The organism is Rhodoferax sp. GW821-FHT07G04 (assembly GCF_059418585.1).
On record NZ_JBWKQD010000003.1, the window covers coordinates 62498 to 75643 of the forward strand.

At 62.3% G+C, this 13146-nt stretch carries 15 protein-coding genes; 8 read left to right on the forward strand and 7 right to left on the reverse strand.

Annotated features, from left to right (window positions below):
* Window positions 1–8 precede the first annotated feature (8 nt).
* The gene (locus tag AC07OO_RS17555; RefSeq protein ID WP_495083422.1) at window positions 9–599 is read right to left on the reverse strand and encodes an SIS domain-containing protein; all 591 of its coding nucleotides are present in this window, start codon (window positions 597–599) and stop codon (window positions 9–11) included.
* A gap of 132 nt (window positions 600–731) precedes the next feature.
* Here AC07OO_RS17555 and AC07OO_RS17560 point away from each other — a divergent pair, with 132 nt between their 5' ends.
* Window positions 732–872 carry a hypothetical protein gene (locus tag AC07OO_RS17560; RefSeq protein ID WP_495083423.1) on the forward strand — a complete coding sequence of 47 codons (141 nt, stop codon included), beginning with the start codon at window positions 732–734 and terminating at the stop codon, window positions 870–872.
* A gap of 27 nt (window positions 873–899) precedes the next feature.
* On the opposite strand, the gene AC07OO_RS17565 is transcribed toward AC07OO_RS17560, so the two are convergent.
* The gene (locus AC07OO_RS17565; protein ID WP_495083424.1) at window positions 900–1445 is read right to left on the reverse strand and encodes a hypothetical protein; all 546 of its coding nucleotides are present in this window, start codon (window positions 1443–1445) and stop codon (window positions 900–902) included.
* Between the two features lie 146 nt (window positions 1446–1591).
* Here AC07OO_RS17565 and AC07OO_RS17570 point away from each other — a divergent pair, with 146 nt between their 5' ends.
* Window positions 1592–2578, forward strand: coding sequence for a calcium:cation antiporter family protein (locus AC07OO_RS17570; protein WP_495083425.1), 987 nt, complete (start codon window positions 1592–1594; stop codon window positions 2576–2578).
* A 97-nt stretch (window positions 2579–2675) separates the two neighbouring features.
* On the forward strand, window positions 2676–3014 hold the full coding sequence (locus AC07OO_RS17575; protein ID WP_495083426.1) for a carboxymuconolactone decarboxylase family protein: 339 nt from the start codon (window positions 2676–2678) through the stop codon (window positions 3012–3014).
* Here the strand turns inward: AC07OO_RS17575 and pdxR are convergent.
* Complete coding sequence (gene pdxR / locus AC07OO_RS17580; protein ID WP_495083427.1) at window positions 3011–4519, reverse strand: MocR-like pyridoxine biosynthesis transcription factor PdxR; 1509 nt, start codon at window positions 4517–4519, stop codon at window positions 3011–3013. The two genes, AC07OO_RS17575 and pdxR, sit on opposite strands and share 4 nt — an antisense overlap.
* 122 nt (window positions 4520–4641) lie before the next feature.
* Here pdxR and AC07OO_RS17585 point away from each other — a divergent pair, with 122 nt between their 5' ends.
* Window positions 4642–5124, forward strand: coding sequence for a rhodanese-like domain-containing protein (locus tag AC07OO_RS17585; RefSeq protein ID WP_495083428.1), 483 nt, complete (start codon window positions 4642–4644; stop codon window positions 5122–5124).
* Complete coding sequence (locus AC07OO_RS17590; RefSeq protein WP_495083429.1) at window positions 5112–5588, forward strand: GNAT family N-acetyltransferase; 477 nt, start codon at window positions 5112–5114, stop codon at window positions 5586–5588. The genes AC07OO_RS17585 and AC07OO_RS17590 overlap by 13 nt, the downstream gene beginning before the upstream one ends.
* 56 nt (window positions 5589–5644) lie before the next feature.
* On the opposite strand, the gene AC07OO_RS17595 is transcribed toward AC07OO_RS17590, so the two are convergent.
* Window positions 5645–7003, reverse strand: coding sequence for a hypothetical protein (locus AC07OO_RS17595; protein WP_495083430.1), 1359 nt, complete (start codon window positions 7001–7003; stop codon window positions 5645–5647).
* A gap of 180 nt (window positions 7004–7183) precedes the next feature.
* Here AC07OO_RS17595 and AC07OO_RS17600 point away from each other — a divergent pair, with 180 nt between their 5' ends.
* Window positions 7184–8425, forward strand: a complete 1242-nt coding sequence (locus tag AC07OO_RS17600; protein ID WP_495083431.1) for an EAL and HDOD domain-containing protein — start codon at window positions 7184–7186, stop codon at window positions 8423–8425.
* Window positions 8426–8540: 115 nt separating this feature from the next.
* Here AC07OO_RS17600 and leuA read toward each other — a convergent pair whose 3' ends face one another.
* Both leuA and AC07OO_RS17610 read right to left on the reverse strand, forming a co-directional pair.
* Window positions 8541–10241, reverse strand: a complete 1701-nt coding sequence (gene leuA, locus AC07OO_RS17605) for a 2-isopropylmalate synthase (RefSeq protein WP_495083432.1) — start codon at window positions 10239–10241, stop codon at window positions 8541–8543.
* A gap of 176 nt (window positions 10242–10417) precedes the next feature.
* On the reverse strand, window positions 10418–11008 hold the full coding sequence (locus AC07OO_RS17610; protein WP_495083433.1) for a 2-hydroxychromene-2-carboxylate isomerase: 591 nt from the start codon (window positions 11006–11008) through the stop codon (window positions 10418–10420).
* Between the two features lie 89 nt (window positions 11009–11097).
* Between AC07OO_RS17610 and AC07OO_RS17615 the strand changes: the two genes are divergently transcribed.
* On the forward strand, window positions 11098–11667 hold the full coding sequence (locus AC07OO_RS17615) for a TetR/AcrR family transcriptional regulator (protein WP_495083434.1): 570 nt from the start codon (window positions 11098–11100) through the stop codon (window positions 11665–11667).
* Between the two features lie 24 nt (window positions 11668–11691).
* A complete protein-coding gene (locus AC07OO_RS17620; protein ID WP_495083435.1) occupies window positions 11692–12438 on the forward strand; it encodes an SDR family oxidoreductase in 747 nt (248 codons plus the stop codon).
* 88 nt (window positions 12439–12526) lie between these two features.
* Here the strand turns inward: AC07OO_RS17620 and AC07OO_RS17625 are convergent, their stop codons facing one another.
* The gene (locus tag AC07OO_RS17625) at window positions 12527–13129 is read right to left on the reverse strand and encodes a glutathione S-transferase (RefSeq protein WP_495083772.1); all 603 of its coding nucleotides are present in this window, start codon (window positions 13127–13129) and stop codon (window positions 12527–12529) included.
* Between the last annotated feature and the right edge of the window lie 17 nt (window positions 13130–13146).

A 13146-nucleotide genomic window follows, 5' to 3' on the forward strand; every position in this document is an offset into this window, starting at 1 on the left:
GACGGCCCCTACGCAGAATAATTTTCGGGGTAGAAGTGGCGTTCGATCAGCTCGATCAGGATGTGCAGTACCTTGATGTGCAGCTCCTGCACGCGGTCGGCAAAGCTGCCACCGGGTGTGTTCACGTAGACGGTGCTCAGCGCTTCCAGCACGGGGCTGGGCCGGCCGCTGAGGATGATGACCTGCATGCCCAATTCTTTGGCCGCTTCGGCCGCGCGGATGATGTTCTTGCTGGTGCCGCTGGTGCTCAGGGCCACCAGGCAATCACCGGGGCGGCCGTGGGCCTCGACGTAGCGGGAGAACACCTCTTCGTAGCCCAGGTCATTACCCACGCAGGTCAGGTGGCCAGCGTCACTGATGGCGGTGGCGGGCAGGGCGGCGCGGTCTTTGCGGTAGCGGCCGGTCAGCTCTTCGGCAAAGTGCATGGCGTCGCACATCGATCCGCCGTTGCCGCAGGCATAGACGCGGCCCTTGGCGGTGAAGGTGGCGATCAGCGTGGCGGCGGCTTGTTCGACGGCGCCAAGGGCGGTGGGGTTGGAGAGCAACGCGTCCAGCGCGGTCTGGGCTTCGCGCAGGCTTGATTCGATGTGGTGCTTCACGGGATGGGATCCAGTCTGTGGGGAGGGGTGGTAATGTGCAGCAGCCTGCATTGTCCGGCAAAGCCGCGTGCGCGGCGGCGGTGGGGGTATGGGCTTGGTGGATGGTGTCTGTCAGGCTTTAACATCGTGGGCATGAAAACCAGCTATATCTTTGCCGCCATCCTCGCCAGCAACATCATCGGAATCCTGGTGGGAGGCCGCCCGGCCAAGACCGGGCTGTTTGTCATATCGGGCGTCTTGGCCGCCTATGGCGTATTCCGCCTGCTGGGCTGAGCCGCTACCGGAGCGCACGCCACGTTGTCAGAGCAGGTCTTCGTCGGACACCCAGGCCTCGGCCGCGGCACCCAGGTTACCAATGATCTGCTGCCAGTCGTAGTCCGCGTGGGACTCCAGGTATTCGAAGAAGCTGGACGTGGGGTCGTTCAGCAGCACGGCGACCGCATAGCCATCGGTGTTGTCGCCCAGCTTGAGCATGGCGTCGTACTTGGTGCCGGTGGCCAGCGCATCGTCCACCACCACGGGGGCGGGGTCAAAGTAGACCTTGGCCAGCTTGTAGGCCAGGCCGACGCCGAAGTCGTCGACAAAGGCCGTCTTGGCGGCGATCAGCGTGCGAATTTCGGAGTGGAAACCATAGGGTTGGATTTCAAAATAGTCCCGCAGCGGCGGGGCTATGCCGCGCTCTTGCGCGCCTTCAAACGCGGCCTCTACGGCCAGCCGTTCGCCCTTCTTGAGCCGCAGGCGCACCAGCAGGGCCTCGGTGATGCCGGGAAAGCCCTCGGCCTGGAAGTGGCGCACAACGCGTTCGGCCGTGGCATCCGCGGGGAGGGTGTTGGAAATGACCGCCATGGTGAAAAAGCTTCTTTCGCAAAAAGAGTGGGGCGCAGCGCAGGGAAGATGGGGCGCCTGAACCATCTAGGTTAGCACCGGATTGCGCTTATCCTCGGTGCTTCGCCTGCTAAATTTTTTCAGCTTTTTTCTCTGCGCGCGCACCTGTGTCCAGCCACCTTCACCAACTGATCGCCTACTTGGCTCACCCTCTGGCGCAAATTGGCGTCTTCATGGTGGCTTCCGCGTTGATGATCTGGCGGTTACAAGCCATAGAAAGCAAGGGTTTTGAGGGCACGGTGCTGGGCACGCTGATCATGCCTTACTGTTCGGGCTTTGCGAACCTGGTCTTTGCCTTCGTGATGGCCCGCGCCGGCGGCAAGGGCAGCACGGTGATGGAGAACTGCATTGTCAACAACGTCACCAACTTGACGCTGATTCTGGGGCTCAGCACGCTGTGCTTTGGGGCCGCCGTGGCAGGTGGCAAGAAGGCGAAAGTGCCGGTGCAGTCCGAACGCCTGAACCGGCTGGACTTGCTGTTCACGTTGGTGGCGCTGTTTCTGTTCACCGGCACCCTGTGGGCGCTGGCCAAAGATGGTGTGCTGGACCGTTATGACGGCCTGGTGCTGGTGGGGCTGTTCCTGTTTTGGCAGGTCTTGCATGTGTTTGAGATTTTGAAAAACAACGTGCGCAAGAACCGAGGCTTCCATTGGTCTATCTTGCTGGACCTGGTGCTGATTGGCATCAGCGCCTATGGCGTCTACTACAGCGTGGACTACCTGGTGGACTGGTTGACCCATGTGAAAAGCCCCTACATCGGCGCCAAGGACCTGGGGTGGCTGAGCGGCGCGCTGATGGTGGTGCCCAATGCCTTCATCGCGCTGTACTACGGCTTCAAGGGGCGGCAGGACATTGTCGTCAGCTCCCAGGTGGGTGATGGGCATATCTGTATTCCCATGTGCATCGGGCTGTTTGCGCTGTTTGACAAGATCACGGTGCCCAGCTTTTTTCAGATTGGTGTTTACACGATTGCGGCCGCCGCGGCGCTGCACTTTTTGTTTATTCTGTTGATGGGCCGATTGCCGCGCTGGCTGGGTGTGGTGCTGCTGGCGGGCTATGGGGTGTTCATCTACACGGGTGTGGTGCAGTCGTAGGGCGTGGTTAAAAAGTGAGGCGGCGTGCGAATCCAATGGCTGACTCGCCGCCTCTTGTGTGCTGGGAATGTTCCCATGCAACCTGCACACAGCAACCATGTCACCCTACCAGCAAGACCTCGCCCTCGCCCCCGAACTGATGCGCCTGGCGCCTGCAGAGGCCCGAGCCTTTCTCAACCTCAAGGCCACGGCCGAGCGCAAGGACGGCGCCATCCCCGACAAGTACCGCGAGTTGATGTCCATCGCAGTGGCGCTGACCACGCAGTGCGGCTACTGCGTTGAGGCCCACACCAAGAACGCGGTGGCCGCGGGCGCCACGAAAGAGGAGCTGGCCGAGACCGTGTTCATCGCCTCTGCGCTGCGCGCTGGTGCGGCGGTGGGGCATGGCCTGATGGCTTTGCGGATGTTTGGGGAGTTTGAGGCCCAAGCCGTCTAGGCTTTGACCTTCAGCTTGGCCAAGGCTTTGATGGCCGCGCGTATCTCGTCGGGCTGCAGGGCCGCAAAGCCCAGCAGCCAGCCGTCGGATGTGCTGTTGTCGCGCTGCGCTTGCAGGTACAGCGCGCTGAGGCTGGGCGTTGCAATGCCGCAGGCGGCGGCCTGGCGGCTCAGGTCTGCCTCACTGCCACGGGGTAGCGCCGCACCGATTTGCAGGCCACCGGAGCTGTCCAGTGCCTGTGCCCACGGCAGGTGGCGTTGCAGTAGCTCCAGCAACAAGTCTCGGCGACTGCGGTACAGCTGACGCATCAGCCGCAGGTGGGCGGCAAAGTGGCCCTGGGTCATGAAGTCGGTCGTGACGGCCTGCGCCAATTGCGCCACGTGTCCGTCGTAGACCGTGCGCACTGTCACCATGGGCGCGACCAGGGATGGGGGCAACACCGCGTAAGCCATGCGCAGCGAGGGAAACAGCGCCTTCGAAAACGTGCCGATGTAGACCACGCGTTCGCCATGGTCCAGGCCCTGCAGGCTGGGCGTGGGGCGGCCGTCGTAGATGAATTCGCTGTCGTAGTCGTCCTCCACCAGCCAGGTGCCGTGGCGCTGTGCGTAGGCAATCAGGGCCATGCGCCGTGCCAGACTCAGGGTGTGTCCGGTGGGATATTGGTGTGACGGCGTCAGGTAGATCAGGCGCGGGGGTGCTGCTGCGGGGTTCTTATCGAGCAGGTCCACCTGCATGCCCTGGGCATCCACTGGCACGGGAAGAATATGCGCACGGCTGGCCGCGAAGGCGGTGCGCGCGCCACGGTAGCCGGGGTCTTCCATGCACACGGTGTCCGCGGGGTCCAGCAGCAGCGTGGCCAACAGTTGAAGCGCCTGCTGCGAGCTGGTCAGCACCAGCACCTGCTCGGGCGTGCAGCGCACACCGCGCGCATGCACCAGGTAGTGGGCGATGGCGGTGCGCAAGTCCAGCCGGCCTTGCGGGTCTCCGTAGCGCATCAGCGCGTCGGGCTGCTGGCGCAGGCGTCGGCTGGTCAATTGCCGCCACAGTGCGTGCGGAAAAGCCCGCAGATCCGGGCTGCCCGCGGCAAAGGCCTGCAGGCGCAGCGGCTCCTGGCAGCCGCCCGTGTCCACCATGCTCTGGCCGCGTTGGGACAAGCGGGCGGGTTGCTGCAGCCGCGCAGAATGGTGCGCGGTGGGCCGCTTGCCGCCGGGCTCGACAGATGTTGGTGCTACTGCCATATCAATGGCGACAAAGCTGCCCTGGCCGGTGTGGCGCACCACGTAGCCCTCGGTCTCTAGTTGAGCGTAGGCAGCCTCCACCGTGACGCGGGACAGGGCCAGGTCTTGCGCCAGCACCCGCGTGGCCGGCAGGCGCGCACCATGGGCCAGGCTGCCATCGCGAATGGCCTGGCGCAGAGCCGCGCACAGGCGTTCGCGCAGGCCCAGCCCCAAGCTGGCACTGGCGTCGAACAGGTTCAGCCACAGGCTGGACTGGGTCGTTGGCATGATTGGTCTTATTGGAATGTGATTATTGGTATTAATGATAAGTCCGCCGGGTTTTAAACTTCCATTCAATGCAGTGATGCACCCGCACCGTACCCAAGCCACTTACGAAAGGATTTCTCCCCATGTCCGAGCCAACAACCTCTTCCGCTGCTGCGGCCGCTGCCTCGCAAGTGCTGGCCTTCCCACCCGCCAGCCCCGCACAGACCAGCGACTTCTTCCTGCACAAGCTGAGCTACCACACTGATGCCTGGGACGTGGCCGAGGACCTGCGCAACGGCGTGACCAGCATCGTGGTCATCGACACCCGTAGCGAAGCCTTGTATGCGCAGGGCCATGTGCCCGGGGCCATCAACTTCCCGCACCGCCAGATGGATGCGGCCAGCACCGCCAAACTGGACCGCAGCAAGGTCTATATCACCTACTGCGACGGCATCGGCTGCAACGGCTCCACCAAGGGCGCCTACAAGCTGGCCAAGCTGGGTTTCACCGTCAAAGAGATGCTGGGTGGCCTGGACTTCTGGCGGCGTGATGAACAACCCATAGCCACCGGCAGCGAGCCCGGCGTCATGCCGTCCACGGCCATGGGCATTGAATGCGCGTGCTAGAGCTGTTTGCGCCGGTGCGTAGCGTGGTGCGCCCCGCCAAGCCCGAGGATGCGGCTGCTCTGGCCGCGCTGTGCGAGGAGCACGCCGCCTACGAACGCCTGGACTATACGGCCCAGGGCCATGCAACGAGGCTGCGGCAGGCGTTGGAAGCCAACCGTTTGCGGGGCTGGTTGGCGGAGCAGGCCGGGCAGGCCGTGGGCTATGCCAGCGTGACGCTGGACTTTGCAACCCTGAGCGCGCAGCCCTATGCCCACATGGACTGCCTCTACTTGCAACCCCTGGCCCGCGGGCAGGGCCTGGGGCGGGCGCTGATGCACAGTGCCATCGCCTTTGCCAAGCAGCAGGGCTGCGCCAACCTGCAGTGGCAAACGCCGGATTGGAACGGCACCGCCATCGCGTTCTACGCGCGCGCTGGGGCGATGGCGGTGGCTAAACAGCGGTTTACGCTGATGCTATCGAGTTGATAGCATAGTGACTAAATGTGGCGAGGGCTGGGCGTCAAATGGTGCCCAGCGCGCCATTAGCGTGGGACTTGTGTATACCCTTGCGGATATTCCAGGGTGTTGGTTCTAAACTGGTAGTGGTTGGTGCCATCTTGCCAGAACAGACTCGCTGCATTGGCCGTTGGAGCTGGGGTCAACCGCGCGTCTGCCGTCACGACAAATTGCTGCCCACCAATGGTGGTGAACAGAGCGCTACCATCCGTTTGTATGACCATCCACCCCCCGCCAAAATTGGTGGAAAGGCGTGAATACAGGCCGTCAATGTTGTAAAAAGCGGGTCGCAGCACCTGGGTGTAGCCAGCACTGTCGGTAAAGCGGAAGAGTCCGTCGGATCCCTGCACCAGTCCGGGCTTGCTGCCTGCTGCGGGAGGGCTCACCATATAGTCTGGCCGCACCATATAGACAGAACCTTCTCCTGCAACCAGCGTTATCACACCCTGCGCATTCATTTCTGCGCCCAAGCCCATGCTGGACAGCATCGCCCCGAACTCGCTGGGGTTGTACAGTGCGGGCAGAACATTGAAGTTGCCGCAACTGGTACCGACGTTCAAAATATTGGATCCACCCAGATGGATGTCCGCACTTTGGTCTGTGGAGGTACTGGCTGCCAAGGGGTAGAAGGAAATGATGCGTCCCCCTTGGGCAATACGTGCGTTGCCGTAGGGAGTCTGTCCTTGGTAGCTTGCACCAGCGCCCAGGAGGTTGCTGACCGTGCCCACCAGGCAGTCCACCATGGCAGGACCTTTGTTTTGGCTCAATTCCAAAGCATTTAGCGGGTTCTTGAGGCCAGGTGTCAGCGGCAAACCGGCAACAAATTTGGGAATAGGGTCGTTTTCGCAGATGGCGCCACCGATAGCAATGCATCCCGGGCCGCTCATGGTGAAGATGGATTGGTCGCCGTCAGCTGACCCAATGTTGAAGGCAACCAGAACGCTGTATTGTTGTCCGGCGTTGAGCGAAAAACCGGTGAACGTGCCGACGCCACTGCCGTTGGAGAGAACTGCCACGATGTGCGCCGAAAGTGGGGTGCTGAGTGCGGCTGAGTTTGGCGCGAAGATGCCATTCACAATCCAGGTCGTGTTCACAACGTGGGTCGTGGTGGAGGTGGCGGTGTAGGTGCCAGTCGTATTGACTGTGAAGGGATAAAGGATGAACCTCCAGGGGCCACTGGTGCCGGTAAATGTGGTTTGCTGCCCGTTGGAGGGGCCGGTAATATTTGTCGTTCGAGTCGTGCCAGATCCTGCGGTCAAGGCGCCATTCACGGTGACCGTGGCGGCCTGCACCGTCTGTGCCGATAGGCAGGCGACGATAGCCAAGCAATAGGCCGCCAGAGAACTGGCGGAGAAGAAGCCATTCGTTTTGAGGGATGCTTTCATACGGATTCTCTTTACAGTGGAAGACTTCTGCGGGAGGTGTTGGGCCATCTTACCGGAAGTGAGTCCAAAGGAAATGACTTTTGAGCGCTAGAGGGACGGGTATGTAGGGGAGTCATTGCGTTTACTATTGCGCCCATACACTCCAGTACCCCTGGCCATGCCTTTTGTATGAATGAGCCCATGCAGATCACTGACCCCAGCACGCCCGATGGATTGATGGAGCAACTTTCGATTGCCCGCCAACCCATCGTCGACGCCCAGCGCATGGTGGTTGCGTACGAGTTGTTCAACCGCACGCAGTCGGCCAGTTCGCATTCCGCATCCAGCGATGTGTCGTTTGCGCTGCACGCCATGGCCGAGAGTGGTGCGCCGTTTGCCATCTCGAACTGCGATCTGTTCATCAACACTGTGCATGAAGCATTGGGTGGTTCGCACTGGGATTTTCTGGATCCGACCAAGACGGTGATTGAAGTCCCCTTGATACCAGGCCATGTGCCCGAGCAGATTGCGGAATCGGCTGTGCTGCTGGAGGGGCTGCGGTCGCGGGGCTTCAGGCTGTCGTTCCGCCATAGCGTCGTGGCGCCGGTCTACAAGTCGTGGCAGGGGCTGGCCGATTTTGTGAAGGTGGAGCTATCGCCCGCGACCGAGCCCAATATCCAGGCGCTGGTTGCCGCCATCAAGGCCCGCACTGGTGCCGTGGTGGTGGCGGAGAAGATCGAGCGCGCCGAGCAGTTCACGGCCTTCAAGGCGCTGGGCGTTGAGCGCTTCCAGGGCTTCTGGTTTTCGATTCCCGAGATTGTGCAGCCCCGAGTGCTGACACCGGGCGAGATGACGGCGCTGGAGTTGTTCAACCTGGTGCGCAAGGAGGCCCCGCTGGACGAGGTGGAACTGGTGCTGAAGAAGGACGCGGCGCTGGGCTTGAGCCTGCTGCGCATCATCAATTCGGCGGCCATGGGTCTGCGCCAGCCGGTCACTTCGCTACGCCAGGTGGTACAGCTGATGGGTTACCAAAAGCTGGCCCGTTGGGCAGCGATGCTGATGACATCGGCCAGCCAGAGCAGCACTTCGCTCTTGGGTGCGTCTGCCGTGGTGCGCGGGCGCATGATGGAATTGCTGGCCCAGCACAATATGTCGGGCGACGAGGCCGGCTCGGCTTTCTTGGTGGGCCTGCTGTCGCAGCTGGACCGCATGCTGGGCACGCCCATGGCTACGCTACTGGATCGCCTGGCGCTGGACGCCGAGGTCAGTGCTGCGCTGTTGCAGCGTAGTGGCAAGTTTGGCGACATGCTGAGCTTGGTGGTGGCCTGCGAGTCGGACGACGAGCAGGCCTTTGCCCAGGCCTTTGCGCGCCTGGGCTATACCAACCGCCAGATCAATATGGCGCATCTGGAGGCGCTGGCTTGGGGCGACAACGTAGCTTAAGTGGACCGGAGTCTGGGCGGCTAAGCGCTCTGCTCCGTGTCCCCCGCCCGCTACGCGGGCTCCTCCTTTACCTGCGCAGACCGCTTAGCCGCCCAGACTCCTAGAGCTTGTGGCTTCAGGCATTTGTCAGACCGGTGCGCTGCACCGGGACCGCCCGGGCCGGGTTGCTCCGTGCCGCACCACGCTGCAACCCACTGACAATCGCCTTCAGCGAAGCCGACACAATGTTGGCATCCATGCCCACACCGAACACGGTCTGTTGTTCGTTGATACGCAGCTCCAGGTAGGCCACTGCCTGTGCGTTGGCGCCGGCGCCCATGGCGTGCTCGTGGTAGTCCAGCACACGTACCTTGGTGCTCGAGACCGCATTCACGGCGTTCACGAATGCCTCGATGGGACCGGAGCCATGTCCTTGAATGGGTTGTCCTTGCCATGTTGCCTTCAACGCCACACCGTCACCGGATACGGCTTGCTCGACCACCGGGTTGGTAATGCGCGCGGTGCCGTATTCACGCTGGAACAGCTCCCACAAATCCTGCGCGCTGAGCTCCTTGCCTTCGGTATCCATGACGGCCTGCACGACCTGACTGAACTCGATCTGCAGGCGGCGCGGCAGCTCCAGACCGTATTCGGTCTCCAGCAGGTAGGCGATGCCGCCCTTGCCGGACTGGCTGTTGACGCGGATCACGGCCTCGTAGCTGCGGCCCAGGTCCATGGGGTCCACCGGCAGGTAGGGGATGGCCCATGCGCCGTCGGGGCCGGTCTCTGCACGCAGGGCAAAGGCCTTCTTGATGGCGTCCTGGTGCGTGCCCGAGAACGAGGTGTAGACCAGTTCGCCTACATAGGGGTGGCGCGGGTGCACCGGCAACTGGTTGCAGTGCTCCACCATGCGGCGCACCTCGTCGATCTGCGAGAAGTCCAGTTGGGGTGACACGCCCTGCGTGTAGAGGTTGAGCGCGATATTGACGATGTCCACGTTGCCGGTGCGCTCGCCGTTGCCAAACAGGCAGCCTTCCACGCGCTGGGCGCCGGCCATCATCGCCAGTTCTGCGGCTGCCACACCGGTGCCGCGGTCGTTGTGCGGGTGCACCGACAACACCACGGCATCGCGTCGCGCGATGTTGCGGTGCATCCACTCGATCATGTCTGCAAATACATTGGGCGTGGAGTGCTCCACGGTGGTCGGCAGGTTGATGATGCAGGGGTGGGCGGCCGTGGGCTGCCACACGTCGGTCACCGCGTCGATGACGCGCTTGGAGAATGCCAGCTCGGTGCCGGAGAAATGCTCGGGCGAATACTGGAAGGTCCAGTGCGTGCCGGGTTGCTCGCGGGCCAGGTCCTGGATCAGCTTGGCATGGCTGGTGGCCAGCTCCACGATGCCGTCTTCGTCCAGACCCAGCACCACGCGGCGCATCACCGGCGATGTGGCGTTGTACACGTGGACGATGGCGCGCTTGGTGCCTTGCAGGGCTTCCATGGTCCGGCGGATCAGACCGTCTTTGGCAGGGGTCATGACCTGGATGGTCACGTCATCGGGGACGAGGTTCTGCTCGATCAACTGGCGCACGAAATCGAATTCGATTTGCGATGCGGCAGGGAAGCCGACTTCGATCTCCTTGAAGCCGATCTCCAGCAGGTGGGCAAACATTCGCAGCTTGCGTGCCATGTCCATGGGCTCGATCAGCGCCTGGTTGCCGTCGCGCAGGTCGGTGCTGAGCCAGATCGGGGCCTGGGTCAGGACGGCGTTGGGCCAGGTGCGGTCTGTCAAGCCAATAGGCTGGAAGGCGGGGTACTTGCGGCTGGGATCTTGCAACATGCTGGAGGACTCCTGTGGGGTAAGAAGAAAACCAGCAACCCAATGAAAAACGGCCCGTTGCTGGTAGCTACGGGCCGTGTGACTTGCGCTAACGCGTGCGCTACCGTCTCCGCCCGAAGGGGATTAGTAGTAGCACTAGCGCAAATGTGTTCATGGCCGAATAGTAACCTAAAAATTCAGGCCAGGGCTTCGCGCACGAAATCCAGCCGGTCCTGGCCGAAGAACATGGCGTCGCCGACAAACACCGTAGGTGCGCCAAACGCGCCACGCTTCACAGCCTCTTCGGTGTTGGCCTTGAGAGCAGCTTTGACATCCGCATCATTGCTCAAAACGAACACGGCCGCCGGGTCGAAGCCGGCCTCCACCAGCATGGCCGCTGCCACTGCAGGGTCGTTCAGATTGACGCCGGTGGCCCACATCGCGGGGTAGACCGCCGCCAGGAACGCCTCGAAGCGGTCGGGATGGTGCAACTGCATGCCAACCACCGCGCGCATCAGCTGCAGGGTGTTGATGGGAAAGTGCGGGTTGATGCGAAAGGGTACGCCGTAGCGCTGTGCAAAGCGGCCCAGGTCCACCGCCATATAGCTGCCCTTGGCGGGCACCATCATCGGCGAAGCATTACCGGTGGCCTGGAAAACGCCGCCCAGCAGCATGGGGCGGTAGACCAGGTTTGCACCGGCCTGCGCGCACAGCGCTGGCATTTGCGTCCACGCCAGATAGGCAGCGGGGCTGCCCACATCGAAGAAGAATTCTGCAGTTTTTTGCATGGTTAATTGAATAGGTGAATGATCGTTTGGTAAACGAACGTCATTCTATGGTCTAATTCTTGTCAACCCATTCCACACCGAAACCTCCCATGCGTTACACCAAGACCCACAAGGAAGAGACCCGCCAGAAGCTGCTGAGCAGCAGCCGCGCCATTGCCAAGAAGGGCGGCTTCAATGCCACGGGCGTGGATGCGCTGATGGCATCCGTGGGTCTGACCGGTGGCGCCTTTTACAGCCACTTTCCATCCAAGCAGGCCTTGTTTGCTGAGCTGATTGCACAGGAGATGGACAACAGCAGCGCCATGCTGGCGGTCGACAAGGACTCGCCCGACAACCATGTCGCCAAGTCCGTACGCAACTACCTGAGCAGCTTCCACGCGATGAATCCAGAAGTGGGCTGCGTGTTGCCCACGTTAGGGCCCGAGATCGCCCAGGCCGGCCCCGAAGTGCGGGCTGTCGTGGAGGCCGCGCTGAAGCGCACACAGAAGAGCTGGAGCGCACGCACCGGCGACCCGGACGCCGGCTGGGCGCTGATCGCCCAGTGTGTGGGTGCGCTGGTGCTGGCGCGCGCCGTGGAGAGCGAGCGCACGCGCAAGGAAATTCTGGCGGCCAGCCGCCGCTTTCTCGATCAGGCGCTGCCCTCCGGCGCCAAAACGTAATCACTCAGCAGAAGGAGCTCTCGCATGACTTCAACCGATTCCCCCTCCCAAGCCAAAGTCGCGCTGGTCATTGGCGCTGGCGACTCCACCGGCGGCGCCATCGCCAAGCGCTTTGCCAAAGAAGGTTTCGTCGCCTGCGTGACGCGCCGCTCGGCCGACAAGCTGCAGCCGCTGGTCGACAGCATCCGCGCTGACGGCGGTCAAGCCTTTGGCTATGCCAGCGACGCGCGCAAGGAAGAAGAAGTGGCCGCGCTGTTCGAGCAGATCGAGGCCGAGCATGGCCCCATCGAGGTGCTGGTGTTCAACATCGGCGCCAATGTGCCGTGCAGCATTTTGGAAGAGACGGCGCGCAAGTACTTCAAGATTTGGGAGATGGCTTGTTTGAGCGGTTTCTTGACGGCGCAGGCCGCCGCCAGGCGCATGGTGGCGCGGGGCCGCGGCACCATCCTGTTCACCGGGGCCACGGCGGCCCTGCGCGGGTCGGCGAACTTTGCCGCCTTTGCCGGTGCCAAGCATGCCCTGCGTGCGCTGGCCCAAAGCATGGCGCGTGAATTGGGCCCCCGCAACATCCATGTGGCCCACGTCGTCGTGGACGGCGCCATCGACACCGACTTCATCCGCACCCAGTTCCCGGAGCGCTATGCACTGAAGGAGCAGGACGGCATCCTGAACCCAGATCACATCGCCGAGAACTACTGGTATCTGCACAGCCAGCCGCGCGATGCTTGGACCTTTGAGTTGGATCTGCGGCCCTATATGGAGCGCTGGTGAGCCAGTTGCGTTTTGTAAAATAGGTCGCTAGCCCTCGTCGAATATGAATAATGCGCTACTGAAATAGTAGCGTTTCGTTTGAACTCTTTCAGCCTGAAAACAATTGCAGCGCCTGGCCTTCTGTCCACGCGGCGAACTTGCCCATGACCTTCTCATAGCGCTCAGACGCCTCAAATGCCTGCAACCACCGCAGCAATGCCAGCCAGGGCTGGCTGGCAAACCAGGTGGGATCGGTATGGGCGAACTGACGCACAAAGGGGGCAATGGCGGCGTCCGCCAGGCCAAAGCGCTCACCCATCAGGTAGGGTTGCATGCGCAGCTGTTCATCCAGCAGTTGCAAAAATTGTGAACCCGCGCTGCGGTGTGTCAGCCCATTGGGCAGGGCATAGCGGTTGGGGTATTTGTAGCGGTCCAGGTTGGCTTTGAAGTCCCCGTCGCACTGGGCAATCAAATGCAAGGCTTCGGTCAAGCCCAGTTCGGTGGCGGGTAGCCACTGTTGGGGATCGTTCTGGCGCAGGGCCCACAGCATGATGTCCAGGCTTTGCTCCAGTATCTGCCCGTCTGGCATTACCAAGACCGGCACCGTGCCCTTGGGCGAGGCAGTCAGCAGCGCCGCAGGCTTGCGGGCCAGCACGACCTCACGCAGTTCGCAGGCCGTGCCGCTGGCCGCCAACGCGAGGCGCGCCCGCATGGCATAGGGGCAACGCC